General features: G+C 44.4%; 22 protein-coding genes. 6 read left to right on the top strand and 16 right to left on the bottom strand.

Going from position 1 to position 19,782, the window contains the following annotated elements; all coding sequences use genetic code 11:
• Nucleotides 1-57 precede the first annotated feature (57 nt).
• The 6 genes from nhaC to ACPW7J_RS12235 all read right to left on the bottom strand — a co-directional run bounded on the left by nhaC (nucleotide 58) and on the right by ACPW7J_RS12235 (nucleotide 7,166).
• Nucleotides 58-1,548, bottom strand: coding sequence for a Na+/H+ antiporter NhaC (nhaC, locus tag ACPW7J_RS12210; RefSeq protein WP_424959971.1), 1,491 nt, complete (start codon nucleotides 1,546-1,548; stop codon nucleotides 58-60).
• 32 nt (nucleotides 1,549-1,580) lie between these two features.
• Entirely contained in the window at nucleotides 1,581-2,594 is a 1,014-nt protein-coding gene (locus tag ACPW7J_RS12215; RefSeq protein WP_425755354.1) for a homoserine dehydrogenase, read from the bottom strand.
• 72 nt (nucleotides 2,595-2,666) lie between these two features.
• On the bottom strand, nucleotides 2,667-3,713 hold the full coding sequence (gene argF / locus ACPW7J_RS12220) for an ornithine carbamoyltransferase (protein WP_161874247.1): 1,047 nt from the start codon (nucleotides 3,711-3,713) through the stop codon (nucleotides 2,667-2,669).
• A gap of 37 nt (nucleotides 3,714-3,750) precedes the next feature.
• The gene (locus ACPW7J_RS12225) at nucleotides 3,751-4,974 is read right to left on the bottom strand and encodes an arginine deiminase (RefSeq protein ID WP_424959968.1); all 1,224 of its coding nucleotides are present in this window, start codon (nucleotides 4,972-4,974) and stop codon (nucleotides 3,751-3,753) included.
• 24 nt (nucleotides 4,975-4,998) lie between these two features.
• Complete coding sequence (locus tag ACPW7J_RS12230; RefSeq protein ID WP_424959967.1) at nucleotides 4,999-6,120, bottom strand: aminotransferase; 1,122 nt, start codon at nucleotides 6,118-6,120, stop codon at nucleotides 4,999-5,001.
• 38 nt (nucleotides 6,121-6,158) lie between these two features.
• Nucleotides 6,159-7,166 (bottom strand): ornithine cyclodeaminase family protein, encoded by a 1,008-nt coding sequence (locus ACPW7J_RS12235; RefSeq protein ID WP_424960076.1) that lies wholly within the window; start codon nucleotides 7,164-7,166, stop codon nucleotides 6,159-6,161.
• A gap of 204 nt (nucleotides 7,167-7,370) precedes the next feature.
• On the opposite strand from ACPW7J_RS12235, the gene ACPW7J_RS12240 reads away from it, so the two are divergent.
• The 3 genes from ACPW7J_RS12240 (at nucleotide 7,371) to ACPW7J_RS12250 (ending at nucleotide 9,234) form a co-directional block, all read left to right on the top strand.
• Entirely contained in the window at nucleotides 7,371-8,525 is a 1,155-nt protein-coding gene (locus ACPW7J_RS12240) for a PucR family transcriptional regulator (protein ID WP_425755355.1), read from the top strand.
• 183 nt (nucleotides 8,526-8,708) lie between these two features.
• Entirely contained in the window at nucleotides 8,709-8,969 is a 261-nt protein-coding gene (locus tag ACPW7J_RS12245) for an AbrB/MazE/SpoVT family DNA-binding domain-containing protein (RefSeq protein ID WP_425755356.1), read from the top strand.
• Between the two features lie 94 nt (nucleotides 8,970-9,063).
• A complete protein-coding gene (locus ACPW7J_RS12250) occupies nucleotides 9,064-9,234 on the top strand; it encodes a type II toxin-antitoxin system YafQ family toxin (protein ID WP_425755357.1) in 171 nt (56 codons plus the stop codon).
• Between the two features lie 63 nt (nucleotides 9,235-9,297).
• Here ACPW7J_RS12250 and arcC (ACPW7J_RS12255) read toward each other — a convergent pair whose 3' ends face one another.
• The 3 genes from arcC (ACPW7J_RS12255) to ACPW7J_RS12265 form a co-directional block, all read right to left on the bottom strand.
• Nucleotides 9,298-10,242, bottom strand: coding sequence for a carbamate kinase (arcC, locus tag ACPW7J_RS12255; protein WP_425755358.1), 945 nt, complete (start codon nucleotides 10,240-10,242; stop codon nucleotides 9,298-9,300).
• Between the two features lie 37 nt (nucleotides 10,243-10,279).
• Nucleotides 10,280-10,900, bottom strand: a complete 621-nt coding sequence (locus tag ACPW7J_RS12260; protein ID WP_425755359.1) for a PHP domain-containing protein — start codon at nucleotides 10,898-10,900, stop codon at nucleotides 10,280-10,282.
• 169 nt (nucleotides 10,901-11,069) lie between these two features.
• Complete coding sequence (locus tag ACPW7J_RS12265; protein ID WP_425755360.1) at nucleotides 11,070-11,234, bottom strand: hypothetical protein; 165 nt, start codon at nucleotides 11,232-11,234, stop codon at nucleotides 11,070-11,072.
• A 66-nt stretch (nucleotides 11,235-11,300) separates the two neighbouring features.
• Between ACPW7J_RS12265 and ACPW7J_RS12270 the strand changes: the two genes are divergently transcribed.
• Nucleotides 11,301-11,993: a helix-turn-helix domain-containing protein gene (locus ACPW7J_RS12270; RefSeq protein ID WP_425755361.1), complete on the top strand. Its 693-nt coding sequence runs from the start codon at nucleotides 11,301-11,303 to the stop codon at nucleotides 11,991-11,993.
• Between the two features lie 29 nt (nucleotides 11,994-12,022).
• Complete coding sequence (locus ACPW7J_RS12275) at nucleotides 12,023-12,394, top strand: helix-turn-helix domain-containing protein (RefSeq protein ID WP_425755362.1); 372 nt, start codon at nucleotides 12,023-12,025, stop codon at nucleotides 12,392-12,394.
• Nucleotides 12,395-12,485: 91 nt separating this feature from the next.
• Here ACPW7J_RS12275 and arcC (ACPW7J_RS12280) read toward each other — a convergent pair whose 3' ends face one another.
• The gene (arcC, locus tag ACPW7J_RS12280) at nucleotides 12,486-13,427 is read right to left on the bottom strand and encodes a carbamate kinase (protein WP_425755363.1); all 942 of its coding nucleotides are present in this window, start codon (nucleotides 13,425-13,427) and stop codon (nucleotides 12,486-12,488) included.
• Between the two features lie 359 nt (nucleotides 13,428-13,786).
• Between arcC (ACPW7J_RS12280) and ACPW7J_RS12285 the strand changes: the two genes are divergently transcribed.
• Nucleotides 13,787-14,026: a DUF6061 family protein gene (locus tag ACPW7J_RS12285; protein ID WP_251392610.1), complete on the top strand. Its 240-nt coding sequence runs from the start codon at nucleotides 13,787-13,789 to the stop codon at nucleotides 14,024-14,026.
• 159 nt (nucleotides 14,027-14,185) lie between these two features.
• On the opposite strand, the gene ACPW7J_RS12290 is transcribed toward ACPW7J_RS12285, so the two are convergent.
• From ACPW7J_RS12290 to pstC, 6 genes are all read right to left on the bottom strand, one after another.
• A complete protein-coding gene (locus tag ACPW7J_RS12290) occupies nucleotides 14,186-15,841 on the bottom strand; it encodes a sensor histidine kinase (RefSeq protein WP_172510725.1) in 1,656 nt (551 codons plus the stop codon).
• A gap of 76 nt (nucleotides 15,842-15,917) precedes the next feature.
• On the bottom strand, nucleotides 15,918-16,592 hold the full coding sequence (locus tag ACPW7J_RS12295; RefSeq protein ID WP_172510726.1) for a winged helix-turn-helix domain-containing protein: 675 nt from the start codon (nucleotides 16,590-16,592) through the stop codon (nucleotides 15,918-15,920).
• Between the two features lie 83 nt (nucleotides 16,593-16,675).
• Nucleotides 16,676-17,317, bottom strand: a complete 642-nt coding sequence (phoU, locus tag ACPW7J_RS12300) for a phosphate signaling complex protein PhoU (protein ID WP_425755364.1) — start codon at nucleotides 17,315-17,317, stop codon at nucleotides 16,676-16,678.
• A complete protein-coding gene (gene pstB, locus ACPW7J_RS12305) occupies nucleotides 17,317-18,066 on the bottom strand; it encodes a phosphate ABC transporter ATP-binding protein PstB (RefSeq protein ID WP_425755365.1) in 750 nt (249 codons plus the stop codon). The genes phoU and pstB overlap by 1 nt, the downstream gene beginning before the upstream one ends.
• Nucleotides 18,059-18,925 (bottom strand): phosphate ABC transporter permease PstA, encoded by an 867-nt coding sequence (gene pstA, locus ACPW7J_RS12310; protein WP_016279903.1) that lies wholly within the window; start codon nucleotides 18,923-18,925, stop codon nucleotides 18,059-18,061. Before pstA ends, pstB begins: the two co-directional genes overlap by 8 nt.
• Nucleotides 18,926-19,774 (bottom strand): phosphate ABC transporter permease subunit PstC, encoded by an 849-nt coding sequence (gene pstC, locus ACPW7J_RS12315; protein WP_016221934.1) that lies wholly within the window; start codon nucleotides 19,772-19,774, stop codon nucleotides 18,926-18,928.
• Nucleotides 19,775-19,782: the final 8 nt, after the last annotated feature.

The following is a 19,782-nucleotide window of genomic DNA, read 5'->3' on the forward strand; positions in this document are numbered from 1 at the left end:
TAAAGATATGCGCCGCTGCCGGCAAATGCATTTATATGACTTTCAAAGAAAGGAAACTTACGCTTCTAAAGCAGCTAGCGCTTCCTGCTTCTCTTTCTCACGCTCAACCAAAATCTGCTGGTATTCTTCTTCTGTCATCTTTTCCATAGTGATGCCGGTAAAGCCGTAGAACGCCGATACAAGCGGACAGATCAGATTGAGGAAGGCATACGGCGCGTAGCCGCCGGCGCCCCACTGCGAAATGCCAAAGACGCCCTGCATATAAGCCCCACATGCATTCCAAGGCACCAGGTTTGACGTAAGTGTCGAGGAGTCTTCCAGACATCTGGACAGATTCTTTCTTTTGAGCCTCATATCCTCAAATACTTCTTTGTACATCGAACCAGTCATAGCGATAGAAAGATATAAATCTCCCGGGATGATGTTGATGAAGATAGCAGTCAGCAAAGTGGTCAGAACTACAGGGCCTCTGCCCTTTACGATACGCATCAGACCCTCCGTAATAGAAGTCAGCATACCGGTGCATTCCATCACACCGCCCAGTGCCATGGCACAGAGCATCAGAAGAACTGTCCACATCATAGAGTCCATACCACCTCTTGTCAGCAGCTCTACAAGTTCCGGCATCACACTTTCAGGATCCGCGAACTCAAATCCATAGTGCCATACGCCAAGAGTATCTCCGATATTTACACCCTGGAAAATAACTGCGAAAATGCTGCCTAGCACCGCGCCAAAAATCATACCAGGCAGTGCCGGCATCTTAAATGCAATCATGAGAATAACTAAAAGCGGCGGCAGTACCAGCACCGGATTAATATTAAAGTTTTCTAATATACCGCTGCGCAGCGCTTCAACCTGAGACATATCTGTACTGCCGGAATAACGCATACCGATAATAGCGTATAAAACCAAAGAAATGATACTGGTCGGTACAACCGTATACATCATGTGACGAATATGTTCAAAGAGGTTTACACCGGCTACTGCTGACGCCATGTTGGTGGTGTCAGACAGCGGAGACATTTTATCGCCAAAATATGCGCCGGAAATAACTGCCCCAGCTGCAATCCCGGTTGGAATTCCAAGACCGCCGCCGATACCGATTAAGGCAATACCGACTGTACCTGCTGTACCCCAGGAAGTACCTGTGGACAGGGATACGATTGCACAAATAATCATGGTTGCCACCAGGAACAGTCCAGGTGTCAGAATACCCAATCCATAATAAACCATAGCCGGTACAACGCCTGCCTGAATCCAGGAACCGACCAAAGCGCCAGTTGCGATAATGATTAAAAGTGACTGCATCATACTGTTGACTGTTTTAATCATACCCTTTTCTACAAAGGACCATTTCCAGCCATTGAGTGCCGCGACCACTGCGGCAAAAATGGCGGAGAGAATCAGTCCTACATGAATGTCTCCATAGCTGCAGGCAAATGCGCTGCCAAAAAGGCTTTCCCATACGCCCAAACAATAACAAATTGCAAAAGCCGCGAATAAAAGTACCAAAAGCGACTGCCAAATTGGAATTTTCTTACCCATAAAATTTGTCCTTTCTAATATAAATAAATGAGTTATAAGTTCTCTGCGTCTGTCAGAATTCTGAGCAGATCGCTGAGCACGCCGTATGCAGTCTGATCAATTTCCGGTTCATAAACGTGCTCAATAATGGATACTTCCCCCATCAAATCCGTATTTACCGTCACAGCAGCTGCTGTTCCGTTAATGCTGGCCAGCAGATCGTCGCCATTAACTGCCTGTGGCTGCACAGTACCGACAGGCTTCCCGTCTTCCAGCCATCCATGGCAGACCAGCTTAATCTTCTGTCCATGCTTGGCAGCTTCCAAAAGCTGCTCTTTCGTAATCTCAGAAATCCCTGTTCTTTTGATGTCCGGCGGTGTAATCTTTACATCCATCAGAACGTTCATCAAAGCGGTCAGCTTCGCTGCCGCGTCCCATCCTTCCAAATCCATGGACGGATCGGCCTCTACAAATCCCCTTCTCTGCCCTTCCTTTACTGCTTCCTCATAGGAAACGCCTTTCTCCATCTGATCGAGGACATAGTTGGTCGTAGCGTTGAGAATACCCTTTACCTCCGTAATTTTGCAGGCTTTTAAGGTTTCCTTCGCCAGATTGAATACCGGCACGCCATCCATAACCGTCGCCTCATGGCAAAAGATGACATGATTTTCCGCAGCCAGATTCTTTAGCTCCCGATATGCCCATGCGATGGTTCCTTTGTTGGCAGTAATGACGTGTTTCTTTCTTTCCAAGGCGCTGCGAACATGGTCGATGGCAGGCTGTCCCGTCATAATATTGATCGGCGTCAGCTCAACCATCACATCGTAATCCGCCTGCTCTATGACCTCCATGCTGCCCACATTCTTGTCAAATATTCTGCTTTCTAATAAGTCCGTATCAATTCCATCCCTGTCCAAAAGCGCCCCTTTACTTCTGGTGCAGATCGCGGTAATTACTGGATTAACGCCATAAGTATCTGCGATATACTGCTTTCTTGTTTTCAGCATCTTCGCAAAGGCTTTGCCTACGTTTCCGTATCCGATCATAGCCAGCTTTAGATTTTTCATAGGAGTATTGCCCTTTCTTTTCAACGGAATCAGGGAATGCCAAAAAGCATCCCCTCATCCGGAAATTATTTTTTATTTTAAGACTAGTTCGTCGACAGCTTTCTTGTAATAATCGACGTCTGCTTCTGTATGCAGCGCTTCTTTTTCCTTCAGCAGCGGATACATGAAGTATACCAACAGACCTTTTTCTGTATGTAATCTATTTTCTGCCTGCGGAATCAGGACGGACTGATCGCTGTCCCATACTTCGTCAGAGATTTCATAGCCACGGTTTCCAGGCAGGTTGTGCATAACCTTAATGGACGGTTTTGCCTTGGACAGCAGTTCTCTGTTGATGGAATACTTAGGGAAGAAGGTTGCGATCTTCTTATCCTTCAGATGGTCGGAACCGTGATACCACCATGCGTCTGTGGCGATGAAGTCAACCTGGTCGATGTATTCATACGGATCATTTGTCTGAATGAACTTACCGCCGGATTTTTCCATTTCTGCCTTGCAGTACGCTACGTCTTCCGGTGCCATTTCAGCTTCCTTCGGCGCGCAGGAAATAAAGGTTACGCCCATCTTGGACAGAAGTCTTGCTTCTGTTCTGCATACGCCGCCGATATTGTCGCCAAGTACGGAGTTATCGCCGATGAACATGTAAACCAGATCTTCGATTTTCTTGCCTTCCGGCATATATTCTGTCATAGTGAACAGGTCGCACAGCGCCTGAGTCGGATGCATGCATTTGCTGCTCATGCCGCTGAATACAGGCACATCAGAGTACTTTGCAAGTTCAATAATGGTATCCTGAGATTCGGTACGAATTTCGATAGCGTCGCACATGCCGGAAAGTACCTGCGCGGTATCCTTGATAGTTTCTCTGTCTTCACCGCAGTGGAGCGTCTTCGTTTCCAGGTACAAAGCGTGTCCGCCCAGCTGTGTCATAGCTGCTTCAAAAGAAACTCTGGTTCTGGTGGACGGCTGGTCAAACATCATAGCCAGGGACTGATCCTTCAGAAGTGGAAGGCGGATGCCTTTGCGCTCTGCGTCCTTTAAGGTTTTGATGACTTTCAGCATTTCCAGGTATTCTTCTTTGGTGAAATCATCGGTTTCAATAAAATGTCTTACATTCATTTGTTTTTCCTCCATTTTTCTGTCTAAAATATCTTTCTTAAATATCTTCACGAACCAGCGGCATGCTCATGCATCTCGGGCCGCCTCTGCCTCTGGACAGTTCGCCGCATGGCATTTCAAGCACCTTGATGCCGTTTTGTCTGAGCAGCTCGTTGGTGATTTCATTTCTGCTGTAGGTCACCACAGTGCCCGGCGCGATGGCCAGCGTGTTGGTGCCGTCGTTCCACTGTTCACGTTCAGAGTCGATGAAAGAACCGCCCGCGCAGCGCAGCACTTTTATACTGTCAAGATGCAGCGCGTCAGCCAGCACCTTTTCAATCACATCTGACTTATCTTTATAGACCAGCTCACCGCCCTTGCCCAGGCTGATTTCAAACACATTCAGTGTAGACTCAATGCCCGGATGTACGGTGAATTTATCATGGTCAATCATGGTCAGAACCGTATCCAGATGCATGAACTTTCTGTCCTTTGGAATGGTAAACGCCAGAACTTTCTTGAAACTGTCGTTTGGTAGAACCTTTCTTGCAAGCTGCTCGATGGCCTCCGGCTGGGTTCTCAGACTGCAGCCAATACCGATGACTTCTTTGGACAGAATAGCGATATCGCCGCCTTCAATGCCAAATGGACTCTCGTTGGAAAGCCACATCGGCGTATCTTCATCTGCGAAATCCGGATTGTTTTCGAAGATATGCTGCCATACTACAGTTTCCAAATCTCTGCCCAGTTTTTCCATGTTGTGGAAGCTCATGCCACGTCCGATGGAAGATCCCGGGTCTCTGGCATAATATAGGTTTGCCAGCGGTTCTGTGTAATACAGCTCGTATTCTTCGTCCGGGAAGAAGCGTGAGAAGTCCTCTGCCTTCTTTTCGCCGATGTCAGATTTTCTGATGCCTGCCATAATTCTGTCAGCCATAGCTTCTGGTTCCAGACTCATCAGATACTCAAAGATCTGGCCTCTCAGATGTGCGCTGTAAATCCCGTGTTTGTTGAGAAATTTTCCGATAAAAGTCTCACGACTTCCTTCTTTTGCGAAAGATTTGCGGAACAAATCTTCTATGTAGACAACTTCTGTGCCTTCGCCTCTCAGAATGTCGGCAAAGCAGTCGTGCTCATACTGGGCACCTTTTTTCCATGGAATGTCATCAAAGAGGTGACGAGGCATAGTCTGCGGAATCACGCCGTCAATTTCATCTCCGGGACGATGCAGCAATACTTTTTTCAGTTTTCCGATTTCGGAATACACATGAATTTTGCTCATGACCTTTTCTCCTTCTATTTATCTTTAATATTCTTTTAACAGCTGCGCGATAATTTCCAGTCCCTTCTGCAATACATCCGGGCTGAAAGCGTAACCGATTCTGAAGCAGTGTTCCATCTCAAAAGCGGAACCCGGTGTAGTCAGTACGCCTCTTTCCTTAACCAGTTTGACGCAGAAGTCGAAGGAAGGAACATCCTTGTCGTAGAATATCAATGCGGTGGTTCCAGCTGCCGGCTTCACATAGCTGACGCCTTCTGTTTCGCTGACCCATTTGTCCAGGATTTCTCTGCCCTGTTCCAAAATCTTCGCGCTTCTTGCAAAAATTTTATCCTTGTTCGCAAGAGCCATGCTTGCCAGAATATCATCGATATAGCCGCAGCTGATGGTATCGTAGTCTCTTCTGCCGTGGCACTGCGCCATCAAGTCCTTATCCTTAGTCGCAATCCATCCCATTCTCAGACCTGCAAGACCGAAAATCTTGGACATGCTGGAAGTTGCAACGCCTTTATCATACAAGTCAGCGATGGAGTACATATAGCCGCCGTCAGCAGGTACGCCTCTGTAAGCTTCGTCGCAGAGTATGTATGCGCCGACCTTTTCCGCCATCTTTACGATTTCCTTCATCATATCTTCCGGAACAAATGCACCTGTTGGATTGTCTGGATTGCAGATGGAAATCAGTTTGGTGTTTTCATCGATGAGCTTATCGATTTCCTCCAGATCAGGCAGGAAATTATCTTCCTTTTTCAGCCAAGACATTCTTACTTCTGCGCCGATGGACTCCGGAATGGAGTAGTGCTGCTGATAGGTCGGCAGAACTGCTACGACATTGTCAGTCGGTTCAACCAGGCAGGCGATAACCATGTGGTTAGCGCTGATGCCGCCGTGGGTCGGTACGACGTCGTCTGCTGTCAGATTTTTATAAAGTCCTGCAATACCGTTTTTCAGCTCAGGGGAGCCGTGAATGTGACCATACACCAGTCTTTCCCCTTTGAGTTCTTCCATAAACTCTGCCGGATCTTTGCCGCATAGTTCCAGAAGCTCTCCCACTTCCAGAGAATCCACGCAAGTCTCACCCAAATCGTAAGTCAGGAAACCTTCATACTCATCCATCCAGCGTTCCACTTTGAATCTCTCTAATTTCATTTTAATTCTCCTTATCTATGCTTTTTTGCATTAAGTGTCTAAAGTTCAATGGCCTGTCCAAGACCTGCTTTGTCCGCTTCTTTCAGCGCCAGCATACCGGTCAGAAGGTCAAGCAGGGCTGTGCCCGTTGCGTCGAACACAGTAATCTGATCGTCACTGTCTCTGCCTGACGCCTTTCCTGTGATTACATCACCGATGATTCCTGTGATATCTTCTTCTTTTAAAATACCTTTTTTAATCGGAATCTCGATCTCGCCTACTTCGACGCACTGCTTGATATCGTCGACGAACACCTTGGCGCCTGCGAAAATCTCAGGATCGATTTCTTCTTTGCCGCTCATATCGGAACCGATACAGGAAAAATGTGTTCCCGGTTTTACCCATTCCTTCTTGATAATCGGCTCTCTGGACGGCGTCACTGTGATGATGATATCGCTTTCCGCTGTTGCTTTGGTGATATCCTCTACTGCCTCAAAGGACGCTTTTACATCCTCCATAGCAAAATCTGTTTTTAATGTATCTCTGAGCCCTCCAGCAAAACGCTGTGCGTTGCCAAAGTCCAGTCCGTCATAAATCATGACTTTCTCGAGCTGTGGGAAACTGAGCAGTGTAGCTGCCGCCTGGAATGTCGCCACATGTCCGGCGCCGACAATCAACAAATTCTTCGCATCCTTTCTCGCCAGCAGCTTTGCGCCAATCGCCCCTGCCGCGCCGGTTCTGATGCCTGTAATGTGTGATCCGTCTACAATGCCAAGAGGCGCGCCGGTTTTCGCGTCGAAGATGAGAATGGTTCCCATCAGTGCAGGAAGTCCCGCTTTATCGTTATCCTCAAACCAGGATACGGATTTGAGACCGTAAATACCTGCTGTTTTCAGCCAGCCAGATTTGATATCCATCTCCGCTTTATCTTCTTCAAAGACCTCGGTAATCAGCGGCCAAATTGCTGCGTCGCCTGCCGACTGCGCCCGGTATACTTCTTCGATGGTAGAAATCACATCCTGCATCTTCAGGACTTGTTTCGTTTCTTCCATCTTCAAAACCTTCATGTTAATCAATTTTGCTTTACATCTCCTTTCTGCACCTTCCGGGATTTCTCCTTCTTGGATATATCCATTGTATCGTGAAAAAAATCACAATTTTTGAGTATGTATTCAAAATTTTTTTGTTTTCTTTAGTATTTTTCCAATCAAAATTGCACAGAAAAACGGTATAATATGAGATATATTAAGGGTTAAAGGAGGATTTGCGCTATGGCGCTGACAGTAAAGGATATTTTAGAATTAGATTCGCTCAGAGGCATTCAGCTTATCGCCGGCAAAGCTGGTCTTTCAAGATCCGTCGTATCTGCGGGTATTGCGGACTTTGAATTTGCTGACTTTGCTGATTCCCACGAAAAAGATGTGTTTCTGCCAGACAGTATCGTCATGAGCAGCCTGCTTTTTGCCAAAGAGAATCCGGCGCTGATCCTGTCCGCCGTAAAAGAACTGCATGCCATCGGCGCTGCCGCCTTCGCTTATAAACCCAATCTATTTTCTGTACTTCCTGCAGAAGTCCTCGATTTCGCGGAAGCAAACGACTTTCCGATTCTTCAGTTCACTACAGGCCAGTTCATGGACGAAATCATCTTTGACATCATGGACGCGGTACGAAAAGAAAGCGATAATTTTTTCTCCGAAGAAAACATCGACAAAATGATATCAGACGGCATGACCAAAGCGCAGGTATATGCTCTCAGCAAGAATGTATCTATCAAATTTAAAGAACACATCATGACTGTCTATTTAAAAAGCGATAATTCCAATTTTCTGCTGGATTTAGACCGTTACACCAAAAAATTCTACCTGAACCGCGCGCTGATGCAAAAAGCGCTTCTGTGTAAATATAAAGACGGACTTTTCGCTGTACTGACTGCCCGTCAGAATAATGAAAGGTCCTTTGAAATTATCTTATCTGAACTGATGGAGTTCCTGTCACTGCCGGAAGAAGATCTTTATATCAATTGCAGTCTGATTCACGATCCATTCAAAGATTTGGATCAGTGCATTAGAGAAAGCTACTTTACCTATATCGCCTCTGCCGCTGAGCAAAAACACTTCCGCAGCTTTAAGTCTATTGGCCCATGGCAGCTTCTCATTCCTTACGCCCACTCTGATGTAATGAAGGATTATATGAACGCCCGCATTCAGCCTATTTTAGAAAAACAGGACTTTTACGAAACCGCGCGGGCGCTGACCATCTGCAGGGGCGACATTTTCAAAACTGCCAGCCTCTTAAACTGCCACCACAATACCGTGCGTTACCGGCTGAATAAAATCAAACAGTTTCTGTTCACCGAAGATATGAGCGATCAGGAGTTCTACACAGATATCTCCCTGGCTGTACGACTGTATATGCTGCAGGAATAGTGGATTTTTCCTTGTGTAGATTTGTCAAATTGAGTATACTATAAGTAAGAAAGTCGGTTACGCCGATTCTACTCAAAGGTAGACTTTCTTGATATTCCGGAAATATCGAAAATCGATATTTCCTACATAATAAGAAAGTAGGATTTTCTCACTTATTAATCTAAAAGCAAAAGAGATGATTATATGCTAGCTGAATTACGTCAGAAATCGCAGATAACAATTCCTAAAGAAATCATTATAAAGCTCGCTTTGTCAGAAGGTGACAAGTTAGATATCTTCGAAAAGGACGGTTTTATTTGCATCATGCCGGTCGCTGTCTATCCAAAACAATATCTCAATGAGCTCCGCAGCGAAATCAATGATGTCAAAGCAAAGCTTGCGTCCGGAAAACAACCGGTATTTGATATCGTAGATGCCCTCTTTGAGAAATTGGAGACAGAATGATGGCGTACGAATTCACGTTCACACCTCGTTTCCAGAAGCATTTTAAAATCTGACTGCACAAGAGAAAAAACAACTCAAAAATAAATTATTACTTTTGGCAGAAAACCCTGCACATCCGTCGCTGCGTACCAAACGTATTCAGGGAACGAATGACTTATACGAGTGCAGTGTCAACATGAATATTCGCATCATTTGGTATTACGAAGGTGATAAAATAATCATTTTGCTAGATGTAGGACATCACGACATATTAAAACAATTCTAGAATTCACGAAAACCCCTCGTGTGATTGATTTCACATGAGGGGTTTTCGCTACTATACTAAATTTTATGCAAAGGTGATTACTGTTCCAGTCTTACCTTCTAACGCTTCAATCGCTTTGTCAAGAGATGTGATAATCGCTTTCTTATTCGGATATGCTCTCACGAACTTCATCGCTGCTTCTACCTTCGGCAGCATGCTGCCCGGTGCAAACTGTCCTTCTTCGATGTACTTCACCGCGTCTTCCAGATTCAGATTGTCCAGGTTCTTCTGATCCGGCTTGTTGAAGTTGATCGCAACCTTCTCTACCTCGGTCAGAATCATCAAAACGTCTGCTTCTACCTGTTCTGCCAAAAGCTCTGCCGCGAAGTCCTTATCGATAACTGCCGCAACGCCTTCCATGGAACCGTCTGCATTCTCTACTACAGGAATTCCGCCGCCTCCGCAGGAAATCACGATAGAGGAATCCCACAGTCTTCTTACCGCGTCAATTTCTACGATCTTTCTAGGCAGCGGTGATGCTACCACGCGTCTCCATCCTCTGCCCGCGTCTTCCTTCATTGTATAGCCTTTTTCTGCTTCCAATGCCTTTGCTTCAGCTTCCTGATAGAAAGGTCCGATCGGCTTCGTCGGATTCTGGAACGCTTTGTCGCTCTTTTCTACGATCATCTGGGTCGCTACGGTCAGAACCGGAATGTTTCTTCCCTTCTTGCTCAGCGCATACTTCAATGCCTGCTGCAGGTGATATCCGATATAACCCTGGGACATCGCGCCGCATACGTCGAACGGCATAGCCGGCGTGACGTCCTTTGCTGTTTCCGACGCTAAGAGAATTCTTCCTACCTGCGGTCCGTTTCCGTGTACTAATCCGATTTCATAGCCTTTGCAGCTGATGTCTGCTATATATTCGCATGTCTTTTTTACTACTGCAAGCTGTGCTTCCGCAGTCGCTTCACTTTTTCCCGACTGCAGCGCGTTTCCGCCTAAGGCGATTACTATTTTTTCTGCCATTTCTGTCTTTCTCCTTTTCTCGATTCTATTCCGTCTTCTATATACGATAAAAGCTCGGTGTTCTCCGCCTGTATACCGCGAAGTATTCCAGACCGCAAGCTTTCACCAGTTCTCCCGTTTCCCGAAAGCACGAGCCGAGACAATCCGGTGTATGCGCATCAGAACCAAAGGTGATAATCTCACCGCCAAGCTCCACGTACTTTCTTATGATTTCTTCCTTCGGGTTTGCCAGTCCGAGCCTTTGCATTCTGGAGGTATTTACCTCTATGCATCTTCCCGATTCAATCAGTTCTTTCAGAATCGTGTCAAGCTCATCGGCATATTTTCCATAGGAAAACGTCTCAATGGCATCGGGCGCATAGCGGAAAATTAAATCCATATGCCCGGCCACGTCAAAATCTGGTATCCTTCGGATGTTTTCGTATTCCTCCTGAAAATATAGTTTGCAAATTTCCTCCGTGCTCTTTCCCTTGTAAGTACGCAAATCGTCCGCTCCTCTCCCTCTGAAATTATGGGTAGAGCCGATGACAAAATCGAAGGAAAACGCCTTCGCATACGTATCCAGCTTTTCTGCAAGATGGGGTTGAAGCCCAAGTTCAACTCGTTCTTCATTTCTGCAGCAATATTTTGCTGCAATTTTTGATATTGCCCAAAACACTCTCCTTCGCAAAATTTCACGTTTATGGCACTCGTATTTACATTTTTATCACATCCTTTGTTACTTTTATATTTATTATAAGGCACAGTACACGTGAGAATTTTAGACCATATCTAAAAAATAACAAGAATATTTGTTACATTTCTATCCATTGTTATATTTCCTATTTTTAAAGAAAAAACTGCAAAAGTTCCACATTCGTTGGAGATTCGACTTCTATATCCGGTTCCAACCCATGGCAGCGATGTGCGGTATGCATCGCAGTAAAATTATCGATTACAATTTTCGTACGTTTGCCCGGAAGTCTAACACAACAAGCTATGATTCTTTTCATATTGTAATTTCTGCTGCGCCGTGCTATTCTGTTCTTAGAAACTTACAACTTTATGGAGGAACTGATTTGAACGACCGTCTGAAAGAAACAGGAAAACAAATACGAACTTACCGGCTGGCGCTGGGACTTTCCCTGCAGGAATTTGCCGCGAAAATACACAAGAGCAAAGCCTCTGTTTCCAAATACGAAAACGGTCTGATTTCCATCGATCTTGCGACCTTTTATGAAATTGCCGATGTTCTTTCTGTGTCTCCCGCGAAACTGATGGCGCCGCCTTCCTTTTCTGAAAACGGCGCTGCGCCGGGAAGTACGGCAATCCGGCAGTATCTCTATTCCTACGCTCGCAAAGGCAGCAAAATTACAAAAAGCGTGCTTGACCATTACACAGGCGAAGCAGGCAGTCTTGACGTGACCTTTTTTTACGATGTGCCCGCCTTTGACCAGCTGGAAAAGTGCCGTGGACTTTACGAAGGTTCCATGTCCAAAGAAGGACCGATTTTAAACTACCAGTTCGTCAACCGCCGAAACAGCACGGAACACACCTTCCTCTGCTGCATGGAAAGTCTTGATAACAACGGTCACAGCATGGGACTTCTCTCCAGCATTTCTTACACCACGATGACGCCTAACGCAATCAAAGTGGTTCTGTCGGGTACCCAGCTTGCAGAAACCGAAGAACTGCGGGAGTTGCTTCTCTTTAACAAAGAGGATATCCAGCGTCTTAAGCGGGATAATATGCTGACCGTGGAGCGGCAGTAAATAACCTCTATATACGAGCATTCAAAGATTTGGATCAGTGCATCCGAGAAAGTTACTTTACCTATATCGTTTCTGTCGCTGAGCAAAAGCACTTCGGCAGCTTTGCATCCATCGGACCATGGCAACTTCTCATTCCTTACGCCCGCTCTGATATAATGAAGAATTATCTGAACGCCCGCATTCAACCTCTTTTAGAAAAGCAGGATTTTTACGAAACCGTGCCGCTGACCATCTGCCGCGGCGATATTTTCAAAACTGCCAGCCTCTTAAACTGCCATCACAATACCGTACGTTATCGCCTAAGCAAAATCAAACAATTTCTGTTTGCAGACGAAATGAGTAATCAGGAGTTTTACGCAGATATTTCTCTGGCAGTGCGGCTGTATATGCTGCAGGAATAGTGGATTTTTTCCTTGCCTTCGATTTATTAAGCCATGAAACCCCTCGTGTGATTAATTTCACACGAGGGGTTTTCGTCACTATATCTTATCTTTATGCAAAGGAGATTACTGTTCCAGTCTTACCTTCCAAGGCTTCGATGGCTTTATCAAGAGAAGTGATGATAGCTTTCTTGTTCGGATATGCTCTGACAAACTTCATCGCAGCTTCTACCTTTGGCAGCATGCTTCCAGGTGCAAACTGTCCTTCTTCGATGTATTTTACGGCATCTTCCAGATTCAGGTTATCCAGGTTCTTCTGATCAGGCTTGTTAAAGTTGATTGCAACTTTTTCTACTTCGGTCAAAATCATCAGTACATCTGCTTCAACCTGCTCAGCCAGAAGTTCTGCTGCAAAGTCTTTATCTATTACAGCTGCAACGCCTTCCATGGAACCGTCAGCATTTTCTACTACAGGGATTCCTCCTCCGCAGGAAATTACAATGGAAGTGTCCCATAATTTCTTTACTGCGTCGATTTCAACAATTTTTCTAGGAAGTGGGGAAGCTACTACTCTTCTGAAGCCTCTGCCTGCGTCTTCCTTCATTGTATATCCTTTTTCTGCTTCTAAAGCTTTTGCTTCTTCTTCTGAATAGAATGGTCCGATTGGTTTTGTTGGATTCTGGAATGCTTTGTCGCTCTTTTCCACAACCATCTGTGTTGCAACAGTCAGAACAGGAAGATTTCTGCCTTTTTTGCTCAGTGCATATTTCAGCGCCTGCTGCAGATGGTATCCAATATAACCCTGAGACATTGCGCCACAAACATCAAATGGCATAGCCGGAGTAACATCTTTTGCTGTCTCAGAAGCCAGCAAAATTCTGCCTACCTGTGGTCCGTTGCCGTGTACCAGACCGATTTCATAGCCCTTGCAGCTGATATCTGCAATATATTCACAAGTTTTCTTAACAACTGCTAGCTGTGCTTCAGCTGTCGCTTCGCTCTTTCCCGACTGCAAAGCATTTCCGCCTAAGGCGATCACAATTTTCTCTGACATTGATGTGTTCTCTCCTTCTTTGATATATCGTTTTGCCTTCAATATCTATTGATTCTTAAAAAATGCATTCTAATATCCCAAATTCCGATTGTGATTTGATGATTTTTAAGGGAAATATTAGCTGTTATATTTTGTTATTAAAATACCCGCCAACCCTTGAAAATACTAAGTTTATCGCAGGTGAACTTTCCCTTATCGTTTCCCTTGTGTTATATCTTCCCACAGGGCATTACGAACCCTGATAAGGGAAAAAATGAGGGAAACAAAATCACATAAAACATTATAACACAAAATATATGGGAATTGGTAAACTGATTGAAATGCTTTCAAAAAATCAATGAAAAGAGGACGGATAAAAGATGAATATGATTTACGCAACATACAATATCCACCATAACAGCATTGACGTATACACTTATGCAGGCTACTTTTTACGGATAGACTGCAATAAAGCGGAAGAAGGATTAAAAACTACCCCTTGCTCTGAATGTGCCTTAAATGCTCTGGCAATAGACGAACCGCTTGAATACGCAAGACTCTATCTTGATGGAAATATGCAGATGTGGGTGGATGCGGAAGATTCATTGGAATTGTGGTAATTTTTATAATTACTATATCAATATTTGCATAGTGTAGCTTTTTAATGAACAAATTGAAACAAATTAACTGAACCGATAACTGCTGATTATACATGTTATCGGTTCAGTTTTTCTAAAATAAACTCTTATGACAAGAGGTAATAAAATAGTTCAAATTTTCTACTTGGGAAAGGTTACAATAACCGTCGTGCCTTTTCCGACATGACTTTTTACATCAACTTTAGCATTATGGATTTTAGCAGCGTGTTTCACAATAGAAAGCCCAAGCCCGGTTCCCCCTACTGCCTTAGAATGGCTCTTATCAACACGATAAAAACGCTCAAAAATACGTTCTTGATGTTCGGGTGCAATTCCTATCCCCGTGTCCTCCACTGATAAAACTACCATGCCGTTTTCGTTCTGTATGTTTACCATTACTTTTCCGTTTTCATGGTTATACTTAATCGCATTGTCACAAAGATTATAAATCACACTGTATAAAAGCTGAGGTATGCCGTTAAGGGGAGCCGAAACGCCGGAAAGCTCCAATGTGACACATAAGGTATTTGCCTGTGGCTCTAAGCTCTGTACCGCCTTTTCTGCCAATGCGTATAAGTCGATATTTTCCCTCTGCATATCGTCCGCACCTTCGTCAAGGTGCGAAAGACTGATAATGTCCTCTACAAGCCGTATCATTCGCCCGGCTTCATCATAAATCTTTCCGGCAAAGGGTATTTTATCATTCTCCTTTACCATATCGTTTTTCAAAAGCTCCGCATACCCGGAAATGGAGTGAAGCGGGGTTTTTAATTCATGGGACACATTAGCGGTAAATTCGCGCCGTATCTGTTCCGCTTTTTCTTTTTCCGTCACATTGAAAAAGAAAAGTGCGGCTCCTTTCACAATGTTTTCAGAAGTGATCGGATCAGCGTCAATTTGATAGCTTTCTCCATGCAGCCGGATAATGTTTTCGCCCCGTTCTCCATGTAAGGCTTTCGTAAGGATTTCCTGCAATTCAAGATTACGGCATAAGGACAGCATATCAGAACCGATACAGTCTGTGTCAGCGTCCAGCAGTTTTCTTGCCGCAGGGTTTATACTGATAATTTTCCCTTTTTGATTTAAGAGAATCATGCCCTCATTCATGCTGCCGATAATCGTATTTAATTCATTCTCTTTTTGGAGAAGCTCGGCTTTCTGCCCCCGTAGCTGTTTTTGCTGGCTGTCAATACGCCGTAAAAAAGGGGAAAGCTCATCATAGCCCTCATTTGACAACGGATTATCAAGATCAATTTCATTTAATGGCTTTACTATTTTTTTTGAAACTTGAATAGCCAAAACAATGGAAAGAATCAATGCAATCACAAATATAATGCAAATCGGCTGTGTCATACCTAAAAGGAGCGTCAAAATAGAATTTTGAGATATGGAAAGCCGTAATATAGTGCCATCATCAAGTTTCTGTGCGGAATAAAACGAACGCTCCATCAAAGTAGCAGAATACCGTTTGCTCTCACCATAGCCCGAAGAAAGGGCTTCCCGCACTTCTTCCCGCTCTAAATGATTTTCCATTTCCGCAGTATCAGACGCACTATCAAAAATAACATTTCCCTCTGTATCAATCCATGATATACGATAATTTTTCACTTTCAAATCATGGAAATAATCAATGCCCTCATTTGTAACGCCCTGTGCGGCAAGGGTTGTCTGCATTTTTAGCTGTGCCTGTTCAACATTTGAAAAGTATTCATACAGAACACCCATGAACAGAACAACAGACGCAAGAAAAACAGTCAATGCGACAAGGCAGATTGAGCGAAAAATTCGTTTCGTCATATTATAACCGTACTCCTTTCATAATCTGCAAGTTTGGGCTGTAAAGCACAAACTTGTAAGATTGAAAATTTTAATTTTAATCTTTTCCCTCCATTCGATACCCAACTCCCCGTACCGTTTCAATATAGCTCCCACATTCGCCTAATTTTGTTCGGAGCGTTCCGATGTGAACATCTACGGTTCGGGTTTCCCCTATGTAGTCAATGCCCCATATCATTTCAAGAAGCTGGTCGCGTGTAAACACCCGTCCGGGGTTTTCCATAAAAGTATGGAGCAGCTTATGTTCTTTCAGTGTCAACTGAACCCGTTCGTTGTTTACAAGCACAATATATGTTTCCAAATTCAATTCTAAATTTCCAATTTTTAGTTTTTTTGTTTCTTCTTTCGGGCTTGTACGCCGCAATACCGCTTTCACACGGGAAATCATTTCCATCATGCCAAACGGCTTTGCAAGGTAATCATCAGCTCCCAAGTCAAGCCCGGTTACTTTGTCGTATTCGGTTCCTTTGGCTGTCGCCATAATAACAGGAATATCCTCTGTCGTACCCTGCATACGCAGCTTTTTCAATATGGAAATGCCATCTTCGCCGGGAAGCATTATATCAAGCATAATAAGCTGGGGTTTTTCTGTCTGCAAAGCGTCAAAAAGGCTGTCCGCGCAGTCAAAACCTTTTGCTTCAAATCCGGCAGAATTTAATGTGTATATCATCAGATCACGGATAGAGCTGTCGTCCTCAACACAATAAATCATATAAATCCGCTCCTTTCTTTCCTGTGGCAATATTCCGAACTCAATCATACCATATTACCTATATTTCATCAATGGCGGTATGTTCACCCCTCTTTGTTCCCTGTGATTGAGAACAGAACCCATTTTGCAATATTGACCGCATGATCTCCGATACGTTCAAAATATTTTGCAATCATTAACAGGTCTATGGCATACTCACCGTCTGCTTCGGGTTTGCTGAAAAGTTCAATCAGCATTTTCTTCACCTTATCAAAAAAGGAATCCACCACATCATCATAATCTATCACGGCTTTCGCCATCTGCATATCCTTTTTCACAAAAGCGTCAATACTGTCCGTTACCATTTTAATGACAGCAACCGACATATCATGGATAACCTGTGTGTCGTCGGTGGCGTGAATATTGGCTAATGTGATAATTTCCGCTATGTCTGCGGATTGATCTCCGATTCTTGCCATATCTGTCACCATTTTAAGTGCGGACGATACAACCCTCAAATCTTTTGCCACGGGCTGCTGCTGTAAGAGCAGCTTTAGACACATAGTTTCAATTTCGCGCTCTTTGTGGTCTATCTGAACAGAGAGATCGGGAACAGCCTTTGCAAGTGCGGGATTCCCCTCTGTCAGAGCTTTTGCGGACATAGCAATCGCATTTTCACAAAAAGCCCCCATTGTAATCAACTCTTTATTTAACAAATCTAACTGTTCATCAAATTTTAGGCGCATTATCCAAACCTCCCTGTAATATAGTCCTCTGTCCGCTTGTCCTGCGGCATGGAGAATAATTTTTCTGTTTCTCCAAACTCCACCATTTCCCCAAGCAGGAAAAACGCTGTCTTGTCAGAAATTCGGAGTGCCTGCTGCATATTATGTGTCACAATGACAATGGTATAGTCCTTTTTTAATTCTGCGGCAAGTTCCTCTATCTTTGCCGTAGAAATAGGGTCAAGTGCGCTGGTCGGTTCGTCCATCAGCAAAACTTCCGGCTCCACCGCCAAAGCGCGGGCAATGCAAAGACGCTGCTGTTGACCGCCCGACATACCAAGCGCGGATTTTTTCAGCCTGTCTTTTACCTCGTCCCAAATTGCCGCCCCTTTTAAGGAACGCTCTACAATTTCGTCCAGCGCAGCTTTAGAACGGATACCATGAGTCCTTGCTCCAAAGGCAACATTGTCATAAATGCTCATAGGGAACGGATTCGGTTTTTGAAATACCATTCCTACACGTTTACGCAGTAGGTTAATATCCATATTCCCATAAATATCTTCGCCGTCTAAATGGATAGTCCCTTTGATGTGGCATTCCTCCACCAAATCATTCATTCGATTCAAGGTTTTTAATAATGTCGATTTACCGCAGCCCGACGGTCCGATCAGAGCGGTAATTTCGTGTTCCTTAAACGCCACATTTATTTTTTTCAAGGCTTGAAAGTTTCCGTAGAATAAATCCAAATCCTCAACCACGATTTTATCCATCTGTGTTTTTACCTCCTATCTTTTTTGCCACAAACCCGGAAAGCCCGTTTATCAGAATGACAACCACCAATAATACAACCGCAGTTGCGTAGGTCTGCTTGATATACAGCCCCTCGCCCGAAATAGAATACATATGGACGGATAACGTTCTTGCCGACGAAAAAATGCTTGTTGCTATTTCTGCAACGGTTCCGGCGGTAAAGATCAGTGCCGCCGATTCCCCGACGATACGCCCGATTCCAAGAATAATGCCGGACAAAATACCCGGAACGGCGCAGGGCAGGACAATAGAAAATACGGTTCGTAACTTTCCGACTCCAAGCCCGAAGCTGCCCTCCCGGTAGCTGTCGGGAACGCTTCGCAAGGCTTCTTCTGTTGTCCGCATAATAAGCGGTAAAATCATAATACTTAAAGTCAAAGCCCCGGACAGCAAAGACAACCCCAGCCCAAGATATTTTACAAAGAACAGGGAACCGAACAGCCCATAAACGATTGACGGAATCCCGGACAATGTTTCAGCAGTAATACCTACGATATGAACCAGTTTATTTCCCCGTCTTGCGTACTCTGTCAGATAAATTGCTGCACCAATTCCTACGGGAACCGCAAACAGCAGAGAAAGCAGCATAATGAACAGTGTATTGATAAGTGCCGGAAGCAGGGACACATTTTCTGTTGTATATTTGCTGTCAAATAAATCCGGCGTTAAATTTGGAATCCCTTTCATCAATATGTATGCAATAATAAAAATAAGCGCGAGCATTGTAATCAATGCTGCAAGGCATACAGAAAGAAAGAGAACAAAAGATTTAGGGTCGCGTCTGTATGCGCACCATTTCCGTTTCAATTTCCCAATCATTTATTTCACCCTCCTTTTGAACAGGGAGAGGGACAGATTGATAATGAGAATGAAAACAAACAGAACAACAGCCGTACCAATTAACGCTTCACGGTGTAAATCCGTAGAATATCCCATTTCCAATACAATGTTTGTGGTCAGTGTCCGGACGCCGGAAAGCATACTGTCCGGGATAACCGCTTGATTTCCGGCAACCATCATAACCGCCATTGTTTCACCGACTGCCCGCCCAATCCCTAATACAACCCCTGCAAAAATACCGCTCTTTGCTGCGGGAAGAACCGTAAAAAATACACTTCTTTCATGGGAAGCTCCAAGAGCAAGCCCTCCCTCATAGTAACTTTCCGGGACAGCCCGGATTGAAGTTTCCGAAACGCTGATAATGGTAGGTAAAATCATCAGCCCCAGCAGGACAGAAGCAGTAAGAACACTCATACCGCGCCCGCCAAAGGCTTCCCGGATAAAAGGCACTAAGACTACCAATCCAAAAAAACCGTACACAACCGACGGAATCCCCGCCATTAGATTAACAGCAGCTTTCAAAGGCGCATAGATACTTCTCGGAGCAAATCTTGCCATGAATACCGCTGTCAATATTCCAATCGGTACGCCAATAATCAATGCTCCGGCAGTTACATAGAAAGAGCCGACGATCATAGGGAGAATCCCATAGAGATTATTTGCAGGTTTCCAGCTTGTACCCAGCAAAAATTTGAAAACGCCTATTTCTTTTATTGCAGGGATACCGCTTGCAAACAGGAATATGCAGATTAGAATTACCGCTGCTATGGAAACAAGGGCTGTCAAGAAAAAAAGCAGTTTCATCACTTTTTCTTTTATATTCTTCATAATCATGC

The organism is Ihubacter sp. rT4E-8 (genome assembly GCF_049852125.1).
Taxonomy (GTDB): domain Bacteria; phylum Bacillota; class Clostridia; order Peptostreptococcales; family Anaerovoracaceae; genus Senimuribacter.

Coding starts and splice junctions, on each gene's coding strand:
- pstB (WP_425755365.1), bottom strand. CDS start 18,066: ATGGATAAAATCGTGGTTGAGGATTTGGATTTATTCTACGGAAACTTT.
- ACPW7J_RS12295 (WP_172510726.1), bottom strand. CDS start 16,592: ATGATTTATTGTGTTGAGGACGACAGCTCTATCCGTGATCTGATGATA.
- ACPW7J_RS12235 (WP_424960076.1), bottom strand. CDS start 7,166: ATGAAGGTTTTGAAGATGGAAGAAACGAAACAAGTCCTGAAGATGCAG.
- arcC (WP_425755363.1), bottom strand. CDS start 13,427: ATGTCAGAGAAAATTGTGATCGCCTTAGGCGGAAATGCTTTGCAGTCG.
- nhaC (WP_424959971.1), bottom strand. CDS start 1,548: ATGGGTAAGAAAATTCCAATTTGGCAGTCGCTTTTGGTACTTTTATTC.
- argF (WP_161874247.1), bottom strand. CDS start 3,713: ATGAATGTAAGACATTTTATTGAAACCGATGATTTCACCAAAGAAGAA.
- ACPW7J_RS12215 (WP_425755354.1), bottom strand. CDS start 2,594: ATGAAAAATCTAAAGCTGGCTATGATCGGATACGGAAACGTAGGCAAA.
- ACPW7J_RS12240 (WP_425755355.1), top strand. CDS start 7,371: ATGGCGCTGACAGTAAAGGATATTTTAGAATTAGATTCGCTCAGAGGC.
- ACPW7J_RS12265 (WP_425755360.1), bottom strand. CDS start 11,234: ATGAAAAGAATCATAGCTTGTTGTGTTAGACTTCCGGGCAAACGTACG.
- pstC (WP_016221934.1), bottom strand. CDS start 19,774: ATGAAGAATATAAAAGAAAAAGTGATGAAACTGCTTTTTTTCTTGACA.
- ACPW7J_RS12225 (WP_424959968.1), bottom strand. CDS start 4,974: ATGAGCAAAATTCATGTGTATTCCGAAATCGGAAAACTGAAAAAAGTA.
- ACPW7J_RS12245 (WP_425755356.1), top strand. CDS start 8,709: ATGCTAGCTGAATTACGTCAGAAATCGCAGATAACAATTCCTAAAGAA.
- ACPW7J_RS12285 (WP_251392610.1), top strand. CDS start 13,787: ATGAATATGATTTACGCAACATACAATATCCACCATAACAGCATTGAC.
- arcC (WP_425755358.1), bottom strand. CDS start 10,242: ATGGCAGAAAAAATAGTAATCGCCTTAGGCGGAAACGCGCTGCAGTCG.
- phoU (WP_425755364.1), bottom strand. CDS start 17,317: ATGCGCCTAAAATTTGATGAACAGTTAGATTTGTTAAATAAAGAGTTG.
- ACPW7J_RS12290 (WP_172510725.1), bottom strand. CDS start 15,841: ATGACGAAACGAATTTTTCGCTCAATCTGCCTTGTCGCATTGACTGTT.
- pstA (WP_016279903.1), bottom strand. CDS start 18,925: ATGATTGGGAAATTGAAACGGAAATGGTGCGCATACAGACGCGACCCT.
- ACPW7J_RS12230 (WP_424959967.1), bottom strand. CDS start 6,120: ATGAAATTAGAGAGATTCAAAGTGGAACGCTGGATGGATGAGTATGAA.